The following is a 23,400-nucleotide window of genomic DNA, read 5'->3' on the forward strand; positions in this document are numbered from 1 at the left end:
GGCCACATCATCGCCGATGATGCGCCCCAAACCATCGCGGACGGCCTGCTTGTGCCGCTCAAAGAGCGCACATGGCACTTCGTCTCCAACTATGTGACCGACATCTATACCGCGTCCGAGGAAGAGATCATCGACGCGATGAAAATCACGTGGAAACATCTGCGGATCGTGATGGAGGCAAGCTGCGCTGTGCCGCTTGCCACGATCCTGAAGAACAAAGACAAATTCGCTGGCAAACGTGTCGGCGTCATCATCACCGGCGGCAACGTCGACCTTGATAAACTGCCTTGGATGCAAGGTTAAAGGGAGAAGACCCATGAACGATATGAGCAACCTCAAGAACCTCGAAGTCGGCTATGACGTGCCCGCCCTGCCCGGCATGGATGAGGCGGACATCCAGACGCCCTGCCTTGTGCTGGATCTGGACGCGCTGGAGCGGAACATCAAAAAGATGGGTGACTTCGCAAAATCGCACGGCATGCGCCACCGCGTCCACGGCAAGATGCACAAATCTGTCGATGTAGCACTACTGCAGGAACGCCTCGGCGGGTCTGTCGGCGTGTGCTGTCAGAAGGTTTCAGAGGCAGAAGTGTTCGCACGGGGTGGCATCAAGGATGTGCTGGTGTCCAACCAGGTACGCCAGCCTGAAAAGATCGACCGACTGGCACGGATGCCGAAACTGGGTGCGCGCGCCATTTGCTGTGTGGATGACATCGAGAACGTGGCAGACCTGTCAGCTGCGGCGATGAAGCATGGCACGCAGATCGAATGCCTCGTTGAAATCGACGTGGGCGCAGGCCGCTGCGGTGTGCAATACGGCCAGCCTGTTGTTGATCTGGCCAAGGCGATTGACGCGGCACCGGGCCTGAAATACGCAGGCATTCAGGCCTATCAGGGCGCGATGCAGCACCTTGATTCCTACGAGGAGCGTCAGGGCAAAACCCAGATCGCGATTGATCAGGTGCGCGAAACGTTGGAAATGCTGAAGGCCGAAGGCATTGAAAGTGACATCGTCGGCGGCGGCGGCACAGGTTCTTACTACTTTGAGAGCGCCTCTGGTGTGTTCAACGAATTGCAGTGCGGATCCTACGCCTTCATGGACGCGGACTACGGCCGCATCCTTGACAAAGACGGCAAGCGCATTGACCAGGGCGAGTGGGAAAACGCACTGTTCATCCTGACCTCGGTCATGAGCCACGCAAAGGCGGACAAAGCCATCGTGGACGCGGGCCTGAAAGCACAGTCTGTTGACAGTGGTCTGCCGACGATCTTTGGCCGCACGGACGTGCAATACGTCAAATGCTCGGACGAACACGGTGTGGTTGCCGATCCTGACGGCGTGTTGAAGGTCAATGACAAGCTCAAGCTGGTACCGGGCCACTGTGACCCGACCTGCAACGTGCATGATTGGTATGTGGGTGTACGCAACGGCAAGGTTGAAACGCTGTGGCCTGTGTCCGCTCGCGGCAAAGCCTACTAAAGCACTCTTCCCTCCCTATCGGTCGCTCATCGCGAAGACAGCCCCGCAAGGGCTGGATGAGCGGCCGTCAATGAAAGACCAAGACCATGATTATCGTACCTGAAAAAGAAATCGCAGGCCTACTGACCCGTGCCGATGCGTTTGAGGCTGTCGAAAAAGTCTTTGCCTCGATGTCCAAAGGCAGCGCCTACAACTTTCCCGTGATCCGCGAAGCGATTGGCTATGAAGACGCGCTCTACGGCTTCAAGGGCGGTTTCGACAAAGCGGGCATGGCGCTTGGCCTGAAGGCGGGCGGGTACTGGCCGAACAACCTCGAAAAGCACGGCGAGATCAATCACCAGTCCACCGTTTTCCTGTTTGATCCTGATACCGGCAAGGTAAAGGCGATGGTCGGCGGGAACCTTCTGACAGCCCTGCGCACTGCGGCGGCCTCATCGGTTTCGATCAAACATCTGGCGCGCAAGGATGCAAAGGTGATGGGCATGGTCGGTGCAGGTCATCAGGCCACATTCCAACTGCGCGCCGCACTTGAACAGCGTGATTTCGAGAAAGTCATCGGCTGGAACTACCACCCTGAAATGCTGCCCAATATCGAGAAAGTCGCCAATGAAGCGGGCGTTCCCTTCGAGGCTGTCCCGCTCGAGGGTCTGGTGGAAGCCGACGTCGTGATCTCGATCACATCGACTTTCGCGCCCACCATCATGGCAGACCACATCGCACCCGGCACGCATATCGCCTGCATGGGCACCGACACCAAAGGCAAGCAAGAGGTCGAAGCCAGCCTTCTGGCCCGCGCCACCGTCTTTACCGACGAGGTCGCGCAATCCATCTCTATCGGCGAGGCGCAACATGCGATTGCCAGCGGTCTGATCGCACAAAGCGACGTGCATGAGCTTGGCGCGGTCATCAACGGCACCCACCCGGGGCGGACAAGTGAAGATGAGATCACGCTTTTCGATGGCACCGGCGTTGGCCTGCAGGATTTGGCCGTTGCAGCGTCGATCGTCGACCTTGCAGTCGCAAAAGGCGTGGCAACAATCGTTGATTTCTAGGGCACGTTCGGGGCCTTCTCTACTGATCAAAGCTGATCCGACACACAGCACTCGGCGCATCAAGCAGCCGGACGCTGGCCCCCTGCGGCTCAAACATCTGTCGCATAACCGGTAGGCCCATACCCGTGCCGCCCGCATCCAGCCCGCGCAGCGCCGCGGTCATGTCTATCACAACCTCGCCCAATTACGAACACTCCGGCGTACCAGACGCACGCCGCAGTGTGAGCCTTTGCGCCACTGGCAAAGCAACCGCACCAACCAGAAAAAGCATTCAAAGGGCCAAGCCAAGGTCCGGTCGCAAACCTCAGATCTGCAAATGCCCTCACCAGAACCGCAATCAAAACCGGCCCTGTGCGGACCCCGCATGGCGGGTCTTCATCATCCAGCCACCACGCATCTTGCGCAATCCGATACGGTACACCGCGCACAACAATGTTCTTTCATTTCTGCTCTTGTCAGAAAGGACCTACGGGTGCGCCGTGCAACGCAGGCTGTGAAATAATGCAGGTTTTATGCAGAGCATCCTAGACGACGGCAGCAGCACGAATAGCGCGGATGTTTTCGCCATAAGGCGCCGGATTGCTGACCGACCCGCCGCGGAACACCGCCGAGCCCGCGACCAGAACATCGGCACCCGCAGCAGCGACCAAAGGTGCCGTCGTCGCGTCAACGCCGCCGTCAATCTCGATATGGATCGGGCGATCACCGATCATCGCGCGCAATTGGCGCACTTTTTCAACCTGACTGTGAATGAACTTCTGTCCGCCAAAGCCGGGGTTCACGGTCATCACACAGACCAGATCGACCATATCCAAAAGCGTCTCGACAGAGGATGCAGGCGTGCCGGGGTTCAGCGCCACACCTGCTTTTGCACCCGCACCACGGATGGCCTGCAACGTGCGGTGAATATGCGGGCCTGCCTCGACATGGGCGGTGATCACATCGGCACCGGCATTGGCAAACGCTTCGATGTAAGGATCAACAGGCGCAATCATCAAATGCACGTCCATCACGCCCTTGATATGCGGACGGATCGCGGCACAGGTGGCCGGACCAAAGGTGATGTTGGGGACAAAATGCCCGTCCATGACATCGACATGCACCCAATCTGCGCCCTGCGCTTCAATTGCCGCACACTCTGCGCCAAAATTGGCGAAATCAGCTGAAAGGATGGACGGGGCGATCTTGATTGTGCGGTCAAAGCTCATGGGGGCACCTCGTTTGGTTGGGTTGGGGACGCCATAGCGTGGCGTTGATGGTTTGTCACGCCAATCACGTGCGATTCGCTCTGGCTTTTGCAGGCATGGGAGGGCCACGACACAGCGATTGTGGGAAGTTCCCAGAATCCCATGATTATTTCGCCCAAAATCACGCGTCTTTTCATGCTGCACCGCAGCAATGACTGTGCTAATTTGATGGCATGACCCAAACACTCCTTCATGCTGACATCCTGGCCAGCGGCACGCAAATCCGCCTGACACGGGCGACGTTGGCGCCGACACGCCCCAGAACACTGCATGATCACAACTTTTATGAACTGTTCTGGGTGCAAAACGGCAAGGTCCGCCATCATCTTGCCGGTGGGGCCGAGACGCTCGGCGAAGGTGACGTTGTCTTTCTTCAACCGGGGCAGCCCCACGCATTGCAAGGGCGCGGCGAACATGCACTCGTGGTGTCCCTCAGCATCCACCCCGATATCATCAAGGCACTGGTTGCGCGGCATCCCGGCGTGGATGGGCATTTGTTCTGGGCGACCCAGGGCCCTGTGCAAACGCACCGTGATATCCGGCAACTGGCGGCACTAAACCATGCCGCCGTGCAGTTGGAAAACAGCCCCTGCGACACGCTCGCCGCCGAAGCATTCTTGCTGCCGCTTTGTGCCGACCTGACAGCAAACGTCTTTGACACGCAGATCCCCGAATGGCTGGCAACCGCTTGCAACGCCGCCAAATCGCCAGAGGTCTTTCGCGACGGATCCGCAGGATTGGTCGCGATTACGGGCAAAGCGCACCCGCATGTCAGCCGGATGATGCGCAAATATCTGGGGCAGACACCGTCCGACTACATCAATCACATCCGGATGGAGCATGCCGCCCGCGCCCTGACCACGGACAGCGAAGCGATCAGCGAAATCGCTGCGGATTGCGGTATTCCCAACATGTCGCATTTCCACAAACTGTTTCGCGCAGCCCACGGGCTGACCCCTTTGCAGTATCGGCAAAAGTACCAAAAACAGGTCGTACAACCGGCCTAAGCCGCCACGACGTCAGGTCAGACAACATAATATTTGACCAAGCAGTCAAAACTTGCCAAGACAGTGCCAAAGTGCCACCTTCACGAGGCACCGCAGGAGGCCACCTTGCAAACCACCCACTCCCCCACGCTTGCGACATCACAACTGCCGCAAATCCATGAACCCCGCAACGACGGCATGCCGCTTGATCTTGATTGGGTCATGGCAGTGCAGGCCAATACTTCAGCGATCGAACGGCGGGCAGCGACACTGCCCGGGCGGCGCAGCGTCAAGAAGGATTTTCAGGCGGCATGGCTGTGCAAAGCGATCAGCCTGATGGACCTGACCACACTGTCCGGCGATGACAGCGAAGGCCGCGTGCGGCGTCTTTGCGCCAAAGCGCGCCAGCCTGTTGCGCAGCCGATCCTTGAGGCCCTCGGTATGGGAGGCCTGACCACAGGTGCGGTCTGCGTCTATCACGATATGGTCGCAACGGCGGTCGATGCGCTGCAAGGCACGAAGATTCCAGTGGCGGCGGTCTCGACCGGCTTTCCGGCTGGCCTCTCGCCCTTCCATTTGCGGATCGCAGAAATTGGCGAGAGCGTTGCCGCCGGCGCGCAGGAAATCGACATCGTGATCAGCCGCCGCCATGTGCTGACCGGCAACTGGCAGGCGCTTTATGATGAAATGAAGGAAATGCGCGCTGCCTGTGGCGATGCACATGTCAAAGCCATTCTGGCCACCGGCGAATTAGGCACACTGCGCAACGTGGCGCGCGCGTCGCTCGTGTGCATGATGGCCGGTGCTGATTTCATCAAGACATCGACCGGCAAAGAGCCGGTGAATGCCACCCTGCCTGTCACCTTGACCATGATCCGCGCGATCCGCGATTATCGGGATCGCACTGGAATCAAGGTGGGCTACAAACCCGCTGGCGGGATCAGCAAGGCCAAGGATGCGCTTGTCTATCTGAGCATGATCAAGGATGAACTGGGTGACCGCTGGCTGCAACCAGACCTTTTCCGCTTTGGTGCCTCAAGCCTCTTGGGCGACATCGAACGGCAACTCGAACATCACGTCACAGGCGCCTATTCCGCCCAGTGGCGGCACGCGATTGGATAAGCCATGACCATCAAAGAAATTTTCGACACCATGGATTACGGCCCCGCCCCCGAAAGCAGTGCCGAGGCGTTGGCGTGGCTGGCTGATCACGGTGGCATCGCGGGCCATTACATCAACGGTAAATGGGGCGCCATGCGCGATGACTTTGCGTCTAAAAACCCCGCCACCGGCGAAAGACTGGCGGGCGTGACCAAAGGCACTGCCGAAGAAATCGCCCTTGCCGTCACCGCCGCGCGCAAGGCACAGCCAGCTTGGGCAAAATCGGGCCACAAGCGTGCGCGCGTGCTCTATGCTATTGCCCGCCTGATGCAAAAACATGCCCGCCTACTGGCGGTGATGGAAACGCTCGACAACGGCAAACCGATCCGCGAAAGCCGCGACATCGACGTACCGCTGGCGATCCGGCATTTCTATCATCATGCGGGATTTGCCCAGTTGATGAAATCCGAACTTCCCGACCGCGAGGCCATTGGGGTCTGCGGGCAGATCATCCCGTGGAATTTCCCGCTGCTGATGCTGGCTTGGAAAATCGCGCCCGCATTGGCGATGGGCAACACTGTCGTGCTGAAACCTGCCGAATACACCCCGCTCACTGCAATGGTTTTCGCCGACATTTGCACGCAAGCAGGTGTGCCGCCGGGTGTCGTGAACATCGTCACCGGTGACGGCGAAACCGGGGCGGCGCTGGTCGCCGCCGATGTCGATAAAATCGCTTTCACCGGATCAACCGAAGTCGGACGCAAAATCCGCGAGGCGACCGCTGGATCAGGTAAGGCACTCAGCCTCGAACTGGGCGGCAAATCCCCTTATATCGTGTTTGAGGATGCCGATCTCGACAGCGCTGTTGAAGGCCTCGTCGATGCAATCTGGTTCAATCAGGGGCAGGTCTGCTGCGCAGGCTCGCGGCTTCTGGTGCAAGAGGGCATCGCGGAACGCTTCTACACAAAACTGAAGGCTCGCATGGACGGGCTGCGCATCGGCGATCCACTGGATAAATGCATCGACGTGGGCGCCATCGTGGACCCTGTACAACTGGCGCAAATCACCAAAATGGTCAGCGCCAATACCGAAGGTGAAACTTATCAGGTCAAAGCACCCGAGGGGTGCTTTTATCCACCAACGCTGATCACCGGCTTGTCGCCAGCTTCAACGCTGATGCAGGAAGAAATCTTTGGTCCTGTCTTGGCCGCGACGACATTCCGCACCCCATCAGAGGCAGTCGAGATCGCAAATAACACGCGCTACGGATTGGCGGCCTCGGTCTGGTCTGAAAACATCAACCTCGCCCTTGATATCGCACCCAAACTCGCTGCAGGCATCGTATGGGTCAACGGCACCAATATGATGGATGCCGCCGCCGGTTTTGGCGGCGTGCGCGAAAGCGGTTTCGGGCGCGAAGGCGGCTGGGAAGGGCTGGCAGGCTATACCAAACCATCAGGCACGGCCAAAGCGCTGAAGAAGATCGAAGCATTCACAACCGAAGATGGCCATCCTGCCGATCCGCTGGACCGCACGGCCAAGCTTTATATCGGCGGCAAACAAGCGCGGCCCGATGGCGGCTATTCCAGCCCCGTTTACAGCCCCCGTGGCAAATTGCTTGGCCACGCATCGCAGGCCAATCGCAAAGACATCCGCAACGCGGTTGAGGCGTGCAACACTGCCAAAGGCTGGTCCAAAACCACAGGGCACCTGCGCGCGCAAATCCTCTATTACATCGCCGAAAATCTCTCGGCCCGCGCAGAGGAGTTCGCGACGCGCATCAACCAGATGACCGGCGGACGCGGTGGTGCAGATGAAGTCGAAAGCGCAATCCGTACGCTCTTTACCTACGCCGCATGGGCCGACAAATACGACGGCCAAGTGCATGGTGTGCCGATCCGCGGCGTCGCTCTGGCGATGAAAGAACCGGTTGGCAATATCGGGGTCCTCTGTGATGACGCAGCACCACTTGGCGGGTTGATCAGCGCGATGGCGCCTACGATCGCGATGGGCAACCGCGTGATCCTTGCGGCAAGCGAACCTTACCCGCTGGCAGCAACTGACTTTTATCAGGTGCTCGAAACCTCTGACGTGCCTGCCGGTGTGGTCAATATCCTCACCGGAAGCCATGCCGAGCTTGCCCCGACACTGGCCAGACATCTGGACATTGACGCGGTCTGGTCATTCTCAAGCAGCGACCTGAGCGCTGTGATCGAACAGGCCAGCGCAGGCAACCTCAAACGCACATGGGTGAACAACGGCAAGGCTCTGATGCCAACAGCGCGTGACTATCTTGCCGCCAGCACCGAGGTGAAGAACATCTGGATACCTTACGGGGAATAAAGACCTCCGGCCATTATTGGCCCAAAAATATCCTGGGGGAGACGCGGTACGCGGCGGGGGCAAAGCCCCCTACGACCCCTACTTCACAGAGCGGTCCTTGTTCTTGTCACGCCATGTGCCAAGCCAGCGGCTAAACCTGCCTTTTCGCTCTGCGACCTCGGCCTGCACCTCATCAAACTGGTGTTCCGCCGCATCCAGCAACGGATCAACCGAGCGTTCGCGGAACTGCCGCCACATAGCCCGGATGAAAAGAACCGCCGCCATCAATGCGATAAAGAAGAAGATATTGAACCACGGAATGATCGTTATGTTCGGGTTGTCGATAGGCCGGATCGCGATGGCATTGGGAAAGGCCGAGACATACTCGTTGCGCCAGCCGTAGTGGGTTATAACCGCCCATTGCGGGTCTTGCGCGGTCGAGCTTAGATCATCTGCCTCGGTTTGCAGGTTTGCCGTGTCGAATTTGAAATAGAACGGCCAGCCAAAACCGGTGTCCTCGTTGCGATAAACCATGACCTCGGTTGCATCACGCGGGACAAATCCCAGCAGCCAAGTGCGCATTTTGACAGTCTGGATAAATTGCACATCACGGTTGATCAGGGTCGCGGATTGGTCATCCGGAGTTGCCCAGAAAATGCGGGTCCAGTCGTTCAGGTCCTGCCGTTCCTGATAGGTATTCACGACACGCACAACATCGTGCTGCGGCAGCGCGTAATGCAACAGGCCACCGATCAGCAAAAAGACGATGATCCGAAAAGTGATCTTTATCTTGCGCATAACAGGTCCTTCAGTTGGCATTTATCATGTAAACGATCGTCCCGATAGCAACCGTCGGCACCACATAGACCAGCCCGATCAGCTTGGGCCGGATGGACGCATCATAGGCCTTAAGCCCCTGTGCAACAAAGGTATCGCGTGCGTTACGATCGCCATTAGGATTTTCAGCATCGAATTCATCCTCAAGCCGCTCTTTACGAACCGAGCGTGAGTAGAGCGAGACCGAGAAATAAATCACGGTCAGCCCGATAAAACCGAAAACCACCAGTTTAATAAATCCCATTACCCTCTTCCTCGTCTAATCGCGCCCCATGGACCGACCCGCGCCACCAAATCAGACCGCGAAACCTGCGGTAACGCAGGCGTCGGATCTGCATGGCCGTACAGTGCCGCACGCGCACCTGCCTTATCGACTTGGTATTCATGGTCAAGAAAATCAACGACATAAGCACGTTTTTCCTCGGGCCATTGGGCATAGGCGGCATAGAACGCCTCTTTATGGCAAATAAACAGCTGACGGATATCGAGTGGCGTCAACTCGGCCAAAAGCCTGTTCACAAGATCCGCATCACCGTGCGACTTGGCACGCAGCGTGTAGAAATAGGCTGGATGGTCCGATGTAATCGTGGGCCACGGCCCGTCTTCTTCGGCCCAGCGCAAAAGTGCCGCAAGCCCCTGCCATTCCTGCGGTAATTGCCCCGCATAGTGCCGCCCCAAACGACGCAGGTCTTGGCGCGTGGCCCCTGTCAGGTCTTCTTGCATTTGGGCCGCAACAGAGGCCACGATGAAGTCCATTTTCTGATGCAGAATTGCAGCCGCATCAATGCCCCGCGCTTTGATAATCGGCTCGACCAGATCATTCAGCGACAGAAACCTGGCAATGGCAGAGCGGTCCCGAAGATCGAAGGTGTAGGGGATCGGCAGATCGCCAACCATGTCTTTTGCGTCGGCCACGATTGCCGCCGGATGCGCTACGCCGCGAAAGATATAGATCCCGCCAAAATGCGCAGTCCAGAAATTCTCTTGCGCGAAAGACATCTGGCGCAGCGACACAGGGTTACGCAGCACGTCGCCAGTTTTCTTTGCCATGCCGATCATTTCAGCAATGAGCACATCATCATACCAGCCATCAGGTGCGGTCTTGAAACGGTCAATCATCGCGCCCAGCTTGGCCGCGGCTGCGACGGTGCCGCTGGTAGTGTCGGCCTCGATTGTGATTTTGCGAATGTCAAAAAGCGCGGCAGGTGTGTCGGCCAGATAAACCGAATTCACCAATTCTCCCGCCACCGCATCACGTGCCGTCAGCGCAAAAAGCGCGGCGCGGTTTTCTTCGATGAACTGCCGCAAGATACCACGCGAGGTCGAGAATTTCGCATTCAGAAGCGGTGCTGTCACCTGTTCGGTCGTCAGCAGAATGAACTGGCGATTGACACCTTTGTGGTTGAGGTAAAGGTCGTCGCCAAACTCATCACCAATCTCTGGAGAGTAACCGGAAATATCAATGTGGAATATGTTTTGCGCTGTTTGGCGGCCTGTCAGGTGTTTCAGCGCACGATTGTAGCGTTCGACCAGCACCGGTGAATCCACGCGGATCAGGTTGCCGAACATCAGGCCCTTTTCGATCAGAAGCTCCATGCTACCACGTCTCCTTGACCCATTTGCGCGGCAGGCCTGCGACCGACAAAATCATGATCGGCGCCCAGATGATTGCGGCCATCAGGCCCAACCGGCCAAAAAACCCGATGATCGCCAAGAGGCCCGCATCTCCAAGCTGTGCCAATGGTACCCCCTGCCAAAGATAGAGCAGCGCAAAGAATGCCGCAGACAGCGCAAACAGAACCAGCGTTGAAAGCAAGGCATTCATCATCAACGGCACAACGCCTTCAGGCAAAAGCAAAGCGAGCAAACGCGGCACCGCGAATGACGCACCTGCCAGAACAAGCACCGGCAGGAAGAGCCCTTCTGACAGGAGCTCAGCCATATTTCCTGACCGCCGCAATCCCGGACTTGATCCGGGATCTCTTACTGTCTTTCAGGCTGAGGCCCCGGATCAAGTCCTGGGCTGCGTCATGCGTCATGATCCCTTCCCCTCCAGATACCGCTTCTTTGCAATCTCCTGCCGCCCGAAATCGCGTACCATCGCGTCAATCGCAACCTCGTCTGATTTATCCGCATAGCGGAATTCGCTGTCAGCGTAGCGGTTGATCTCTTGTATCACCATGTCCACCGTGATCGGCTGGCGTAGCTCTGAAATCATACCCTTTTTGGTATCATAATCCTTGAACAGGAACAGGTCAGGCTCTTCCATCCATTCGTCGGGCAATTCGAAATCCATGGCGCGGACTTTTACAGCGTCCGTGATGTTCTTGATCGCGCGACCCGTGAACCGCTCATCCGCCTCCTGGATCCCTTTTAGATAGGTCCCCAGCTTCGCAATCGTATCCAGATCGCCAACCTGCGCATGGACGCGTTCAAACACCCGTTGAAGTCCTTCCTCATGCGGGCGGGCATGGCTTTCAAAACTGGCGGCGACGGCTTTCTTGATCTCTTGGGCGCTGAAAACCTCATGCGCACCGACAGGTATGTTGTGGTTCTTTCCCATCAGCAGGTAAAGGATATCAATGTAATCCTCGCGCGTCTGCGGCCCGTCGACCAGAAACCGCGCACCGGCACGCTGACGCAGGGCGTCATCCACGTTTTCGGGATAGTTCGAAAACATACCAAAGGTGCAATTACCGCGCACAACGGTATTGGCACCCGCAAAACTCTCCATCAGAACGGCCGTAATCTCCAACTGCCCCGCCGAGGATTGACGGTCGCCCCGCTTGCCTGCCAGTTGGTCGATATCATCAATTGTTCCGAACCCGATCACCCCGGGATCAAGTACATTATTGATAAACGCCTTGGCATTCTGGCCCGATTTACCCTGATAACTGTCGATATTGTCCGTGCTCAGGTTCTGATAGCGAAACGGATAGCCCGCGTTCTGGCAATACTCATGCATCAACCCCGCCATCATCTGGATCAGCGTCGTTTTACCCGTACCGGGCTTTCCGTCACCCATAAAGGTAAAGATGAACCCGCCCAGTTCAGCGAAGGGGTTCAACCTGCGGTCAAAATCATAAGCCATCAGCATCTTGGACAACTTCATCGCCTGATATTTGGCGATATGGTTACCCACGACCTCATTCGGTTTCTTGAAGGTCATGGTCAGGGTAGAGCCCTTGGCCTTGCGCGCAGGGGTAAAGCCCTGAACCACAAAATCATCTGCCTCAACCCGCCATGATGCCGCATTGAACGACGCCAGACGCCCTGCGGTCGAAGCACGCAGCGCGACCCTTTCCATCAGCTGCTCGGCATAGGCAAGCACAGTGGCAATCAGCGTCGCCTCATCCTTGGCAAACTGGCCCAGCTTCTGATCCAGCTCCCAAATCGCCCCATGGAGTGCAAGCGGCGCGTTATCGGTCAGAATTTCATCCACGGAACCCACATCGACACTTTGCTCGCTTGCTTGCGTGGCCAAGAGAAACGATGTGGCATTGGCAAATGTGTAAAGCGCGACCAGCGATTCCGCCGTCAGGTATTCAGTAAACTCAACAGATCTTTCCTGCGGCAAACGGCCCTCAAGATTGATGCGCTTCAATTCGGTCAGTGCCGTCTGAGCCGAAAAGGCATCTGCCACACTCCAAGCAATCGACAGGGCACGGCGCAGTGCATGCGCCACCGCCGCCTGCGCAGGCGAGGTCAGCGGGTCATCATCATCGCTCTCGGCAATCCTGTCCAACAGACGCACACCACCCGAAGGCGCCGAAGTGCGCGACAGCAATCCCGGCGTCGTTGAGCGAAACCGACGGCGGGTCGCTACCACATCAGGTGACTTTTCCGGCGCCTCAAGCGACAGGCGCGCTTTGGCCAATCGCGGTGCGTGATCCAGATGCATGAGCATTTCCGCAGCGGGGATATAGTGCTTGCGGATGTCATCTTCGCGCAGCTCCATTTGATCACTTGATTGGCTCATCTTTTCCTCTTTGTCTTTTTCGGCACGTCCCGCGCCGCGTCGTAAGGTGGGTCTTGACCCACCCTTACCTGTAACTCAACACACGCCCTGTATCGCTGACGACGAACTTGCGCACAGCCCGAAACCCTGCCGGGTTGCGTTCTGCCAAAGCCTGATAGGGGCGTTCAGGCATAATCAAAGACCGCTCTATCCGGCTTGCCCCGCTCTCGGCACCACCGCCTTCAAAGGGATCAAGGGCAAAAATCTGTCTCTCAACAGAGCCGAACCACCCCGATTTCACGTTCTCTACGCGTTCCGACAGCAGTTCTTCCTCGGTCCAGACCAAGGCCCAATCCTCACCGGCGGGTGCGTTGGCCTCGCGCAAGACGTCGCGCAACGGTCCCGATTGTCGTGTAAACGCATTGCTGTACATCGGCCCGATGTGAAACCGGCGCAAACGGGTGGGGTGCAGGTCGTCGAAATCTTCATCAAACCCTTTGGCAATCGTCAGCAGCTTGAGATGCGCCAAGGACTGCGCCATCAGATGCGCCTGCGCTTCGGGCCAGCGCTGTTCATCCTTGGGTAAGCCTGTGCGCCCCGTATCCTCCAACTCCATCAGATAGATCGTGGGCAGGTTCACTTGACTGTCATAAACCGCCCAATGCACCAGAAACCGCCGCCGGTCCGCCACGTTTCCCAGCCACAAGCATTGCGGATCATTGCGCGCCCAAAACTGATCGCCGCGCGACAGTTCTTCGTAGTAGAGGCGCTGCGACAACGCATATTGCAGCTTCGTGGGGATCTCCTGCTCACTCAGGATCATCCGCACCATCTGGTCTTTCAGATCACCCACGCCCGGCTGCGATTTCAGGTGAAGATCCGCTTGCATCGCATCATTCGCCATCTCCAGCAATTCTTGATAAACGGGAAATCCGCTTGCGTTCCGATCAAAGGTCAGCTTGCCCGCATGCGCAAAGCGGCCCGCGAAATGGTACTTATGCGCCAGCGCCGTGAAGGTCCAATTCAGACCGATCAGATAGCGGGCCATGACCTCAATCTCTTTGCGATCAAAGCGCCCTTCGGTTTCCATGGTCGCGGCAACCTTGATCAGATGGCTGGTGATCTTGGCGAATTTGTCAAAATACCGGCGTGTGACGCGGGTATCTTCCAGCATCAAATGATCGGTTTGGAGGTCAGGGGCGGTCATATCAGGACGCGTGGGTTTCACCCACCCTACGCTCCATACTGGTTGCTATCATGCTTCTTTACGATCTCCTGGAATCGCCGCACGAAACGCTCGTCCGCTTTCGCCTTGGCCTCCAGCACCTCGCGGGCAAAGACCATATGGTCTTCGTGGGCTTCCAGCATATCGGCCATCCGTGCGTTGGTGGCCGAACCAATCGCTGCCATCGCTGACTGCGCTTCCTGGTCCGTCTTCACACCGATTTCGTTGATCTTATGGGCCACGTCCTGCTGCTGTGCTGTCTTCAACGACTTCGACAAGGCATCATAGAGCACAACGCGCTGCTTGGTATCTGTCTGGAGCTTGTTGATCAGCACCATCTGCGTGGCCGCCTGGTTCTGCAAACTGTCGATCCAGGTCTTGCCCTTCTCGATATACCGTTCAAGCGTCTGGCTTTTGGCCAGTTGCACCTGCTCGTTCTGCACCATCTCGTTGTATTTGCCGTTCAACGCCGCCAACTCGGTTTCGAGTTTCGTGCGCGCCGCAGCATCCTGTTCCACAGAAATCCTGTTTTCCAGCGTGATGATCTGGGGGTCCATTGCGAGGATATCCGCACGCAATGCCTCCAACGCACCAACCGTCGCTTCGCGCTCTTCCAGCGTCCCGCCAAGGTTCCTTTCAACGCTGACCTTTTGCTCATTGAGCACCGCCAACTGCCCTTCCAGCAGCTTCATGATCACATCGGACTTGCTGATCAGGTCCTGCAACTTGTCATCAATCGAGGCCGTGCGCATGCGCTCCTGACGCATGCTATCGGCCTTCGCCTTGCTGAAAATGCCGACAAAGCTCTCCATGCCGGTCTTGGAGCGCATCTCGTCAAAGTCCTTGGAAAAGGCCGTCGTGACGTCATCAAGACCCATGATCAGTTCAGCAATGTTGGCATTCATCAGCTCGGTATGGGCATGCACGTCTTCAAGACTGGCATTTTCGATATCAACCGAAATGTCGGTGCCTTCCGCCATCTTGTTGCGCGCAATTTCGATCCGGCTGGTCAGTTCGGAAATTTTGCTTTGTGCCTCGGCAACCTGTGCCTGAGATTCCTTAATCTGAGTCTCGAAATTGGCCATAAAACGTCCCTCATTTATTCTTTTATAACAGAGACGTAAGTATTGTGGCCCCTGCGTTCAATATAACGCCGCGCGCAAGCGCACCGGCTCAAACGCGAGTTTGAACGTCAATGACAATAAAGAAAAGGGTTTATGCGTCGTCCAGAACTGGCGGGCGATCGTTGGCAACAGCCTCTTCGCCCAACAGTTCTTCGGCCGAAATGATCTTTGGTGGCAGTTCAATGCCACGACCGAAATTCTCCGGGTCAACACGCTGGGACTCTTCGGGCGAGCGGATAAGAACCTTCATCGGGGCCTCGATCTGGTCATAAAGATGGATCACATCCTGATTGAACATCCGGATACATCCTGCAGAGCCAGAATTCCCGATCGATTCCAGATCGTTCGTGCCATGGATACGGTAATGCGTATCGCGCGATCCGCGAAAAAGGTACAGCGCGCGCGCACCCAGCGGGCTGCGCAGTCCGCCCGGAATACCCGCAGCGAAATCACCATAAACTTCCGGTTCTGTCCGCAGCATATTTTGGGTCGGCGTCCAGCCCGGCCATTTGCGCATAAACTGCATCGTGGCGGTACCCCGGATCGAGCGCCCCGCGCGCCCCACCCCGACAGGATACCGCGTTGCGGTGCCATCATCACGAACGTGGTAAAGGAACTTTGCGTAGGGATCGACATCCAGCGTGTTTGGCCCGGCCTCTCCGTTATACCAGCCGGTCATCCGGCGGTTCACGCCCTGAAGGTATTCGGACGGAATACCGGGCAAAATATACCCTGAATCCTCAATGGGGCCGTAACCCTCAACAAATGACATCGGCGCCACCGGTTCAATTTCCATCTCGGGAACACGCGGTGCACAAGCTGCTGCCGTGCTTGCCATTGCCATCGCCGTGAAAGAGCGGCGGGTGATTTTCGTCACTAATGTCATTACTTTACCCAGAAATTTCCGAATCCCCTGATAGCACTCTCCGGCATGATGACAAAACCGACCTCAGGCGATAAATCGCACATCTTTGTAAAAACGTGATATTTGACACGGTCGCGGTTCGGTTTTTACCCCGTTTTTGAGGAAATGGCGCCCTAACTGACAAAATCCCCAAGCGCCAAACCCTTCAAAACCTCATTTGAAGGCATAGCTTTCTTGCCCGCTCTCTGGGCTTGGGTCACTTCGATCGCCCCGCGCCCACAGGCAATCCGAAATCCGCCAAGCACCTGACCGGGCGCACCCTCACCTTCAACAAGGCGCGCACCGAGCAGTTTGATACGCTCACCCTGCACGTCACACCACGCACCCGGAAAGGGTGACAAGCCGCGGATCAGCCGGTCAATTTGCGCTGCAGGTTGCGCCCAGTCCACCCGTGCCTCTGTCTTGTCGATCTTCGCAGCATAGGTCACGCCCGCTTCCGGCTGGGCCTGCGGGGTCAACTGATCCAACTGCGCCAGCGCCTGCACAATCAGCGCCGCACCCATTTGCGACAGCCTGTCATGCAACGCACCGGTGGTTTCTTCCACACCAATCGCCGTTTCGTCACGCAGCAAAACGGGGCCAGTATCAAGACCTGCTTCCATTTGCATAATGCAAACGCCCGTCTTGGCATCACCCGCCATGATCGCACGATGAATGGGCGCAGCCCCCCGCCAGCGCGGCAACAGCGAGGCGTGGATATTCAGACAACCTTCCTTGGGCGCGTCCAAAATCACCTGCGGCAAGATCAAACCATAGGCCACGACCACAGCAATATCCGCATCCAGTGCAGCAAAGTCGGCCTGCTCGGCTAACCCCTTCAATGACACAGGATAGCGCACCTCCAAGCCCAAAGCCTCGGCGCGCAATTGCACAGGTGAGGGACGATCCTTTTTGCCCCGCCCTGCTGGCCGAGGTGGCTGGCAGTAAACAGCCGCAATCTCGTGACCCGCATCAACAAGTGCATCCAGAACCGGCACCGAGAAATCGGGTGTACCCATAAAAATTATACGCATGACAGCCGTCTTTCCATGTCCAATCAAACTTCCGCGCGGAGCGCAGCCCGACATCAGCGCCGCTGCAATTTTGCTGCTTTCTTTATCAGCATATCCCGCTTGACGCGGGTCAGGTGGTCAAAGAACATCTTGCCCGCCAAGTGGTCAATCTGGTGTTGCACAGACGTCGCCCAGAGACCGACAAAATCCTGTTCGTCCCACCCACCGTCTTTATTCATAAACCGCACCGTCACAGCACGCGGGCGCGTCACCTTGGCCCAAACACCCGGCAGATTGGGTGACCCTTCTTCATGCATGCGCGGTTCAATACTACTGTGCAGGACCGAAGGATTGGCCATACAGATCGCCTGACCCCGCCCTTCCGAGGCATCAACCACAGCCAAAGCCATATCAATGCCCAACTGGGGCGCCGCCAAGCCCACACCCGGCATATTGTCCATGGCAATGATCATTTCATCCCAGATCGCGCGCACCTCGTCGGTGATCGCCGCGACAGTTGCGGCAGGTTTGCGCAAGGCAGGATGGGGCCACATAACGAAAGGGCGATGTGTCATTGCTGCGTCCCCGTCTGGGTCACCAACAGACCGTTGAGATGGTCAAACTCGTGGCAAATGCAAATCGCCTGCACACCCTCAAACCGCCTATGATGGACGCCGCCATCCAGATCCTGCCAACGCAGTTCCACCCAAAGCGGGCGACTGACGTCAAAGCTTTTGCCGGGGATCGAAAGGCAGGCCTCGGTTCCCACAGCTTCTTCCTTTGACCGATCGGTGATCTCTGGATTGACGAAAATCATCGGTGCAGGGTCCGCATCTTTCCAGTCGGTATCGACAACAAAGACCCGCGTGCTGACACCCACTTGCGGTGCAGCCAATCCACGGCCCGGTGCGGCATACATCGTCTCAAACATATCGCGCACCAGCGTGGCAAGATGATCATCGAACTGCTGCACAGGGCTGGCCGTTTCCAACAAAACGGGATCGCCCTCAAATCGCAGTTCACGCAAAGCCACGCGTCAGCCCCGCGCCATTTCGCGTTTCAGTTTCTGCATCTTGCGCGTGATCATTTGCCGTTTCAGCGGGCGCAGATAGTCAATGAACAATTTGCCATCCAGATGGTCGATCTCATGTTGCACACAGGTCGCCCATAGCCCGTCAAACCGTTCGCGTCTTGTCTTGCCATCAAGATCCATCCACGACACTTCAACCTCGGCGGGGCGTTCGACCTCTGCGTATTGCTCGGGGATCGACAGACAGCCCTCCTCATAGACGTTGCGCGCGTCCGACGTCCAAACCACTTCTGGGTTGATCAACACCATCGGCTCTGGCGTTGCATCATCCTCTTTGGCGCAATCCATCACCAACATCCGGTCCATGACCGCAATCTGCGGCGCCGCAAGCCCGATGCCGGGCGCGTCATACATTGTCTCCAGCATGTCATCGGCGAGACGACGCAGATCGTCGTTCACCGAAGTCACAGGTGTTGCGACCTTTTTCAGGCGCGGATCGGGATGGATAAGAATTTTTCTCAGTGTCATGGCGGTGATCTAATGCGTCGCGCCGCCCATCGCAAGCATGGCACGAATTTCGGCTTGCACCCTGTTTCGCAACACCGCAACTTGCCTCTGAAAAATCAGGAGCAGCCCATGTCATTCAACACCCCCGTCGACCGTCGCGGAACCAACAGTACCAAGTGGGACCTGATGGATAAGCTTTATGGCGTTTCGCCAAAGGACGGGTTGGCAATGTGGACGGCGGACTCGGACTATGCCACAGCGCCCTGCGTGATTGACGCGGTGAAGGCGGCCGCTGAACATGGCGTCTTTGGCTATACATTCGCAAATGACGCCTATTTCAATGCGATCCAGTGGTGGATGCAAACCCGCCACGGCTGGTCCATCGACAAAGACTGGATCCTAACGACCCAGGGCCTCGGCAATGCGATCGCGCTCTGCCTTGATGTCTGGACAGAACCGGGTGACGCCGCCGTCATCTTCAGCCCCGTGTATCACGAATTCGCACATAAGGTGAATAAAGCCGGCAGGGTCGTTACCGAATGCCCGCTGGTCCGTCAGGGCGATACCTATGTTCTGAATCTGGACGATGCCCAAGCGCGGCTGACAGGCCGCGAAAAAATGCTGATCTGGTGTTCACCACAAAACCCCTCGGGGCGCGTTTGGACCGCCGATGAACTGCGGGCAGTCTCTGCCTTTGCGCGCAAGAACGGGCTGCTGCTGGTCAGTGACGAAATTCACCATGATCTGGTCTACGCGGGACATACCTTTGTGCCAACGGCCATTGCCGCGCCCGAAGATACAGACAACACAGTCTATCTGACTGCGGCATCGAAAACGTTCAACATTGCGGGCCAGCGCACAGGCAACATGATCATTCCTGATCCAACCTTGCGTAGTGCCATGCAAAAGCGGCTTGCGATGCTCGACTACAACCCTTCCGCACTTGGCTTAACCATGATCGCTGCCGCATATTCTGTGGAAGGTGCGGCATGGGCCGATGCGCAGATCGACCATTTGCAAAAGAACCGCGAGATTTTCGATGCAGGGATCAATGCAATCCCGGGGGTGTGGTCAATGCCGCTGCAATCCACCTATTTGGGTTGGGTCAGTTTCGAGGACACCGGCATGAGCCATGAAGAGGTCTCAGCGCGTATCAGGGACACAGCCAAAATCGCCGTGTCCCAAGGGCCGACGTTCGGCACGGGCGGTGAAACCTTCATGCGCTTCAACCTTGCCACGCAAACGGCCAATGTCGAAGAGGCCGTGCGTCGGATGCAGGCCGCTTTCGCAGACCTGCAGTAGCGTTAACGCCCGATCAGACCGGCCGGAACAAAATCAGGCCGCACAAAATCGGCGGCGGGGCCCGAGGCAACGGGCGTGGCCCATTTGAACTCGAACACCCTTTCGTTTTCTTCATCGACAGAAGACACGACCAGACAGGTGTAAAGATGCTTTGGTCCGTCATAGATATCGACATGCCCGCGCAACCGCTCGGACCCTTCAAGATCCAAGGCAAAGCCACCATCCCAAAACCTGCGGATCCGGTAGCTTTCGTCGCCATCCTGCACTGACAACCGATCCTTGCGCTTCAATGCAGCTTTGCGCGCCTCTTCAAGTCCCTGACGAACCGCATCAGGCAAAAACGTAAACATAACAAGTCCCTCCAGACATGTCCGAAGATGACCCCATAAAGTTAAAATTCAAATGACAAAATCCGCCGCAGCGCAGAAAGCCCTGAATTTCAGGCCTTCACACGCGGTCGCAACACATGTGGCTTGGCCGCATCATAGAGCGCTGAGTCCGGAAAGCCGTGCGAATCAGACAATGCGGGTCCAACAAGAATCAGTGCGGTCCGTGTGATCTTGGCTGCGCGCACCTTTTCGCGCACATCCGTCAACGTACCACGAATAATCATCTGATCAGGCCAACCCACACGGTAAATCACCGCAACCGGACAGTCAGCGCCATAAAACGGAACCAATTGCCGCTCGATTTCGCGCAAGGCCCGAATGCCAAGATGGATCGCGAGCGTCGCACCCGAACGGGCAAAATTTTCAAGCGTTTCACCCGCAGGCATGCCCGTCGATTTCATCGACATGCGGGTCAGGATAATGGATTGCGCCACTTCCGGCACAGTCAATTCCGTGCCCAAGGCAGCAGCCGCAGCCGCATAAGCAGGCACACCGGGGATAATCTGATAATCAATCCCATCTGCCTTCAGCCGGCGGATCTGCTCGGCAATCGCACCATAAAGCGACGGATCGCCCGAATGCACACGCGCCACATTCTGGCCCTTGGCATGCGCTTCGAGGATCACGCCGTGGGTGTCATCCAAAGTCATAGGCGCGGTGTCCATTACCAAGGCATCGTCGGGCGCACAGGCAACCACCTCGGCAGGCACCAACGATCCTGCATAAAGACACACAGGGCATTCCCCGATGATCCGTGCCGCCTTCAGTGTCAGCAACTCAGGATCACCCGGTCCTGCACCAATAAAATATACGGTCATCGCACGCCCCTCATCTTTCCATGTCCAATCAAACTTCCGCGCGGCGCGCATCGGGATGGCGGGTGGGGCGTATTTGGCGCCAGCCAAAAAGCGTCATCCTGCCAGATCCCCGTCAATCTTACGCGCATACCCGCGCGGTGTGTACATCCGCGGCCCTTCCCCTAACTGGGCCAGACGCGAATGCGACGACCCCACTAGAACCACCGTCAACATATCCACCTCATCCACCTGCAACTCATCCAGACGGCGATAGCGCACATGCTCCTCTGGCCGCCCCAAGGACGAAGCCAGCATCACCGGCGTCTCTGGCGGGCGATGCTGCAACAGGATCTCCCGCGCCTCTGCCAAGAGAGTCCGTCGGCGCATCGACACCGGATTATAGAAAGCGATCACGAAATCGCCCATCGCAGCGGCTTTCAGTCGCTTCACAATATCCTCACGCGGCGTCAGCAAATCCGACAATGATATCGCACAGAAATCATGGCCCAAAGGTGCACCGGCGCGCGCTGCCGCCCCCTGCAAGGCACTCACACCGGGCGAGCAAACAACCTCGACACGGCGCGCCGCATCGGACACACCCATCTGGTCGGGTCCGCGATCCAACAGCTCGAATACCAGCGCCGCCATCGCATAAATACCTGCATCACCGGAACAAACCAGCGCCACGTTCTTGCCCTGCCCTGCCTGTTCGAGCGCATAGCGGCAGCGATCCTCTTCCCCACCCAAAGGAAAATCCGATCGCGCCTTGCCCACGGCCAAGGGCCCCAGCAAATCAATATAAAGCCCATAGCCCACAAGCTCTTCGGCCTCCGCCACCAATCGCGATACCTCGGGCGTGCGCCATGCTGCCTGACCGGGTCCGATGCCGACGACGGACAAGCGACCCCGCGCACGGCCCGCCAGTTCCACCACAGGCTCCGGCGTCACAACAAGCGCACAGGTCGCATTGGCCGTCTTGCGCTTGGTCACCAGAAATTCGCCCTGCGCACCGGCCTGCGCCAGTGCGGCGGCCTCGGCCACGCCATGGGTGCCGACTTCGGCAAACACAACGTCGGACGGATGCGCCAGTCGCGGCGTCTCGGCCTCCAAGGTCTCCGCCTCAAACAGCCGCATCGGCACACCCAGATCACCTGCCAATGCGATGATCGCAGGCTCATCGCCTTTCAGCGTGATCGTATTGACCGAATGCACCGCCTCGGGCGCAATCCCTGCCTCTTGCAGCACGCCCTGCACCAATGCCGCCAATTCCGCAGGCGGACAGTTGCGCGCACAACCCACACCCAAAGCCACCCGCTGGGGGGCAAATTGCAGATGGTCCGCCCCCAGATCATTCTGCCGCGCCATGGTACAAGACAGGCGCAGCCCGTCGCCCTTTGGCAGATCGGCAAGCCAAGGCGCGTCACCAGTCACCTGCGCACCACCACCCCCAAGCAGCCCCGCCATAGCAGCCTTCGCATCGCTCCGGTTGACCAAGCGCCAGCCCGCAGGTGGCTCATCCAAGGCAATCCCGAGGGCCACATCACCCGCCGTAGTCACAGCAGACACTGCACCCAAAGCCTCTGCAATCGTGGCCGAAAGTTTGTTGGCCCCACGATGCCCGCCCAACAGCGGTACGACAACCGCGCCATCATCTGACACGGAAACCACCGGCGGTTCCATGGTCTTGTCGGTCAAAAGCGGCGCCACTGCACGGATCAAAATACCCGAGGCGCAAACCCCCACAATCGGCACACCCGCCGCAAACAGATCGCGCGCATGATCCAGCGCATTTGCAAAAAAGGCATCCGCTTGATCAACGCGGCCTTCGCGCCCATGGACTTGGGCACCAAGCACGGCGGCGACCTTGTGGGCTGTCGGCTCACCAGAGCGCGAAAGCGCCAAAACGACGGGTTTTACAGCCACGGATCGGCCCCTTTTGTCAGCAAAATCATTGAAAAATATGGTGCCTTCTCAGGGGCATCCGCCAGCGGCAACACGACCTCTTCGGGGAGTGTCGCACGCTCGACATAAACCGCACCTTCGGTCAGGCCGAGGGCTTCAATCACGCCTCTGATCTTGGACAGATGCCGCCCGACCTTCATGATCACAACACTTTCCGCACCTTC

Annotated in this window: 24 protein-coding genes and 1 pseudogene; 7 read left to right on the plus strand and 18 right to left on the minus strand. The window is 57.6% G+C overall.

Translation table 11 applies throughout. From position 1 onward, the window contains the following. The 3 genes from VGP75_RS05870 to bhcD all read left to right on the plus strand — a co-directional run. A partial coding sequence (locus tag VGP75_RS05870) for a pyridoxal-phosphate dependent enzyme (RefSeq protein ID WP_327542760.1) occupies window positions 1-303 on the plus strand: 303 nt, incomplete at its 5' end. A gap of 13 nt (window positions 304-316) precedes the next feature. Beyond that, on the plus strand, window positions 317-1,480 hold the full coding sequence (gene bhcC / locus VGP75_RS05875; RefSeq protein WP_327542761.1) for a 3-hydroxy-D-aspartate aldolase BhcC: 1,164 nt from the start codon (window positions 317-319) through the stop codon (window positions 1,478-1,480). Window positions 1,481-1,566: 86 nt separating this feature from the next. Further along, window positions 1,567-2,532, plus strand: a complete 966-nt coding sequence (gene bhcD / locus VGP75_RS05880; RefSeq protein WP_327542762.1) for an iminosuccinate reductase BhcD — start codon at window positions 1,567-1,569, stop codon at window positions 2,530-2,532. Window positions 2,533-2,551: 19 nt separating this feature from the next. Here bhcD and VGP75_RS05885 read toward each other — a convergent pair whose 3' ends face one another. Then, window positions 2,552-2,695: a hypothetical protein gene (locus tag VGP75_RS05885; RefSeq protein WP_327542763.1), complete on the minus strand. Its 144-nt coding sequence runs from the start codon at window positions 2,693-2,695 to the stop codon at window positions 2,552-2,554. Window positions 2,696-3,056: 361 nt separating this feature from the next. Continuing rightward, window positions 3,057-3,740, minus strand: a complete 684-nt coding sequence (rpe, locus tag VGP75_RS05890; protein ID WP_327542764.1) for a ribulose-phosphate 3-epimerase — start codon at window positions 3,738-3,740, stop codon at window positions 3,057-3,059. Window positions 3,741-3,952: 212 nt separating this feature from the next. On the opposite strand from rpe, the gene VGP75_RS05895 reads away from it, so the two are divergent. The 3 genes from VGP75_RS05895 to VGP75_RS05905 all read left to right on the plus strand — a co-directional run bounded on the left by VGP75_RS05895 (window position 3,953) and on the right by VGP75_RS05905 (window position 8,209). Beyond that, entirely contained in the window at window positions 3,953-4,786 is an 834-nt protein-coding gene (locus VGP75_RS05895; protein ID WP_327542765.1) for a helix-turn-helix transcriptional regulator, read from the plus strand. Window positions 4,787-4,963: 177 nt separating this feature from the next. Beyond that, window positions 4,964-5,887, plus strand: coding sequence for a deoxyribose-phosphate aldolase (gene deoC / locus VGP75_RS05900; protein ID WP_327542783.1), 924 nt, complete (start codon window positions 4,964-4,966; stop codon window positions 5,885-5,887). A gap of 3 nt (window positions 5,888-5,890) precedes the next feature. Next, window positions 5,891-8,209 carry an aldehyde dehydrogenase family protein gene (locus VGP75_RS05905; protein WP_327542766.1) on the plus strand — a complete coding sequence of 773 codons (2,319 nt, stop codon included), beginning with the start codon at window positions 5,891-5,893 and terminating at the stop codon, window positions 8,207-8,209. A 78-nt stretch (window positions 8,210-8,287) separates the two neighbouring features. Here the strand turns inward: VGP75_RS05905 and VGP75_RS05910 are convergent, their stop codons facing one another. The 12 genes from VGP75_RS05910 to def (VGP75_RS05965) form a co-directional block, all read right to left on the minus strand. Then, entirely contained in the window at window positions 8,288-8,986 is a 699-nt protein-coding gene (locus VGP75_RS05910; RefSeq protein WP_327542767.1) for a DUF1523 family protein, read from the minus strand. 10 nt (window positions 8,987-8,996) lie between these two features. Further along, window positions 8,997-9,269, minus strand: coding sequence for a hypothetical protein (locus VGP75_RS05915; RefSeq protein WP_327542768.1), 273 nt, complete (start codon window positions 9,267-9,269; stop codon window positions 8,997-8,999). Beyond that, window positions 9,269-10,621, minus strand: a complete 1,353-nt coding sequence (locus VGP75_RS05920; RefSeq protein ID WP_327542769.1) for a DUF6638 family protein — start codon at window positions 10,619-10,621, stop codon at window positions 9,269-9,271. Before VGP75_RS05920 ends, VGP75_RS05915 begins: the two co-directional genes overlap by 1 nt. A 1-nt stretch (window position 10,622) precedes the next feature. After that, window positions 10,623-10,967: a hypothetical protein gene (locus tag VGP75_RS05925; RefSeq protein WP_327542770.1), complete on the minus strand. Its 345-nt coding sequence runs from the start codon at window positions 10,965-10,967 to the stop codon at window positions 10,623-10,625. Window positions 10,968-11,060: 93 nt separating this feature from the next. After that, window positions 11,061-13,004, minus strand: a complete 1,944-nt coding sequence (locus VGP75_RS05930) for an AAA family ATPase (protein WP_327542771.1) — start codon at window positions 13,002-13,004, stop codon at window positions 11,061-11,063. Window positions 13,005-13,068: 64 nt separating this feature from the next. After that, window positions 13,069-14,190 carry a hypothetical protein gene (locus tag VGP75_RS05935; RefSeq protein WP_327542772.1) on the minus strand — a complete coding sequence of 374 codons (1,122 nt, stop codon included), beginning with the start codon at window positions 14,188-14,190 and terminating at the stop codon, window positions 13,069-13,071. Window positions 14,191-14,216: 26 nt separating this feature from the next. Next, a complete protein-coding gene (locus VGP75_RS05940) occupies window positions 14,217-15,293 on the minus strand; it encodes a hypothetical protein (protein ID WP_327542773.1) in 1,077 nt (358 codons plus the stop codon). 130 nt (window positions 15,294-15,423) lie between these two features. Then, complete coding sequence (locus VGP75_RS05945) at window positions 15,424-16,218, minus strand: L,D-transpeptidase (RefSeq protein WP_327542774.1); 795 nt, start codon at window positions 16,216-16,218, stop codon at window positions 15,424-15,426. Between the two features lie 152 nt (window positions 16,219-16,370). Next, window positions 16,371-17,270: a methionyl-tRNA formyltransferase gene (fmt, locus tag VGP75_RS05950; protein WP_327542775.1), complete on the minus strand. Its 900-nt coding sequence runs from the start codon at window positions 17,268-17,270 to the stop codon at window positions 16,371-16,373. 53 nt (window positions 17,271-17,323) lie between these two features. Continuing rightward, the gene (gene def, locus VGP75_RS05955) at window positions 17,324-17,824 is read right to left on the minus strand and encodes a peptide deformylase (protein ID WP_327542776.1); all 501 of its coding nucleotides are present in this window, start codon (window positions 17,822-17,824) and stop codon (window positions 17,324-17,326) included. Further along, a complete protein-coding gene (gene def, locus VGP75_RS05960) occupies window positions 17,821-18,282 on the minus strand; it encodes a peptide deformylase (protein WP_327542777.1) in 462 nt (153 codons plus the stop codon). Before def (VGP75_RS05960) ends, def (VGP75_RS05955) begins: the two co-directional genes overlap by 4 nt. A 3-nt stretch (window positions 18,283-18,285) precedes the next feature. Next, window positions 18,286-18,807, minus strand: a complete 522-nt coding sequence (gene def, locus VGP75_RS05965) for a peptide deformylase (RefSeq protein ID WP_327542778.1) — start codon at window positions 18,805-18,807, stop codon at window positions 18,286-18,288. A gap of 108 nt (window positions 18,808-18,915) precedes the next feature. On the opposite strand from def (VGP75_RS05965), the gene VGP75_RS05970 reads away from it, so the two are divergent. Further along, window positions 18,916-20,088, plus strand: coding sequence for a MalY/PatB family protein (locus VGP75_RS05970; RefSeq protein ID WP_327542779.1), 1,173 nt, complete (start codon window positions 18,916-18,918; stop codon window positions 20,086-20,088). A gap of 2 nt (window positions 20,089-20,090) precedes the next feature. On the opposite strand, the gene VGP75_RS05975 is transcribed toward VGP75_RS05970, so the two are convergent. The 4 genes and pseudogenes from VGP75_RS05975 to VGP75_RS05990 all read right to left on the minus strand — a co-directional run. Then, window positions 20,091-20,438: a hypothetical protein gene (locus VGP75_RS05975; RefSeq protein WP_327542780.1), complete on the minus strand. Its 348-nt coding sequence runs from the start codon at window positions 20,436-20,438 to the stop codon at window positions 20,091-20,093. Between the two features lie 89 nt (window positions 20,439-20,527). After that, a complete protein-coding gene (gene cobM, locus VGP75_RS05980) occupies window positions 20,528-21,295 on the minus strand; it encodes a precorrin-4 C(11)-methyltransferase (RefSeq protein WP_327542781.1) in 768 nt (255 codons plus the stop codon). Window positions 21,296-21,388: 93 nt separating this feature from the next. Beyond that, window positions 21,389-23,197: a precorrin-3B C(17)-methyltransferase gene (cobJ, locus tag VGP75_RS05985; RefSeq protein WP_327542782.1), complete on the minus strand. Its 1,809-nt coding sequence runs from the start codon at window positions 23,195-23,197 to the stop codon at window positions 21,389-21,391. After that, window positions 23,188-23,400: pseudogene (locus VGP75_RS05990) on the minus strand (precorrin-2 C(20)-methyltransferase); the annotation flags it as partial. The gene cobJ and the pseudogene VGP75_RS05990, both read right to left, overlap by 10 nt.

It is taken from the genome of Yoonia sp., assembly GCF_036007805.1.
In the GTDB taxonomy this organism is placed as follows: domain Bacteria; phylum Pseudomonadota; class Alphaproteobacteria; order Rhodobacterales; family Rhodobacteraceae; genus Yoonia.

What these genes read in the sequence shown, in the direction of transcription:
- bhcC (WP_327542761.1), top strand. Translation starts at nt 317, where the DNA reads ATGAACGATATGAGCAACCTCAAGAACCTCGAAGTCGGCTATGACGTG.
- bhcD (WP_327542762.1), top strand. Translation starts at nt 1,567, where the DNA reads ATGATTATCGTACCTGAAAAAGAAATCGCAGGCCTACTGACCCGTGCC.
- VGP75_RS05885 (WP_327542763.1), bottom strand. Translation starts at nt 2,695, where the DNA reads ATGACCGCGGCGCTGCGCGGGCTGGATGCGGGCGGCACGGGTATGGGC.
- rpe (WP_327542764.1), bottom strand. Translation starts at nt 3,740, where the DNA reads ATGAGCTTTGACCGCACAATCAAGATCGCCCCGTCCATCCTTTCAGCT.
- VGP75_RS05895 (WP_327542765.1), top strand. Translation starts at nt 3,953, where the DNA reads ATGACCCAAACACTCCTTCATGCTGACATCCTGGCCAGCGGCACGCAA.
- deoC (WP_327542783.1), top strand. Translation starts at nt 4,964, where the DNA reads ATGCCGCTTGATCTTGATTGGGTCATGGCAGTGCAGGCCAATACTTCA.
- VGP75_RS05905 (WP_327542766.1), top strand. Translation starts at nt 5,891, where the DNA reads ATGACCATCAAAGAAATTTTCGACACCATGGATTACGGCCCCGCCCCC.
- VGP75_RS05910 (WP_327542767.1), bottom strand. Translation starts at nt 8,986, where the DNA reads ATGCGCAAGATAAAGATCACTTTTCGGATCATCGTCTTTTTGCTGATC.
- VGP75_RS05915 (WP_327542768.1), bottom strand. Translation starts at nt 9,269, where the DNA reads ATGGGATTTATTAAACTGGTGGTTTTCGGTTTTATCGGGCTGACCGTG.
- VGP75_RS05920 (WP_327542769.1), bottom strand. Translation starts at nt 10,621, where the DNA reads ATGGAGCTTCTGATCGAAAAGGGCCTGATGTTCGGCAACCTGATCCGC.
- VGP75_RS05925 (WP_327542770.1), bottom strand. Translation starts at nt 10,967, where the DNA reads ATGGCTGAGCTCCTGTCAGAAGGGCTCTTCCTGCCGGTGCTTGTTCTG.
- VGP75_RS05930 (WP_327542771.1), bottom strand. Translation starts at nt 13,004, where the DNA reads ATGAGCCAATCAAGTGATCAAATGGAGCTGCGCGAAGATGACATCCGC.
- VGP75_RS05935 (WP_327542772.1), bottom strand. Translation starts at nt 14,190, where the DNA reads ATGACCGCCCCTGACCTCCAAACCGATCATTTGATGCTGGAAGATACC.
- VGP75_RS05940 (WP_327542773.1), bottom strand. Translation starts at nt 15,293, where the DNA reads ATGGCCAATTTCGAGACTCAGATTAAGGAATCTCAGGCACAGGTTGCC.
- VGP75_RS05945 (WP_327542774.1), bottom strand. Translation starts at nt 16,218, where the DNA reads ATGACATTAGTGACGAAAATCACCCGCCGCTCTTTCACGGCGATGGCA.
- fmt (WP_327542775.1), bottom strand. Translation starts at nt 17,270, where the DNA reads ATGCGTATAATTTTTATGGGTACACCCGATTTCTCGGTGCCGGTTCTG.
- def (WP_327542776.1), bottom strand. Translation starts at nt 17,824, where the DNA reads ATGACACATCGCCCTTTCGTTATGTGGCCCCATCCTGCCTTGCGCAAA.
- def (WP_327542778.1), bottom strand. Translation starts at nt 18,807, where the DNA reads ATGACACTGAGAAAAATTCTTATCCATCCCGATCCGCGCCTGAAAAAG.
- VGP75_RS05970 (WP_327542779.1), top strand. Translation starts at nt 18,916, where the DNA reads ATGTCATTCAACACCCCCGTCGACCGTCGCGGAACCAACAGTACCAAG.
- VGP75_RS05975 (WP_327542780.1), bottom strand. Translation starts at nt 20,438, where the DNA reads ATGTTTACGTTTTTGCCTGATGCGGTTCGTCAGGGACTTGAAGAGGCG.
- cobM (WP_327542781.1), bottom strand. Translation starts at nt 21,295, where the DNA reads ATGACCGTATATTTTATTGGTGCAGGACCGGGTGATCCTGAGTTGCTG.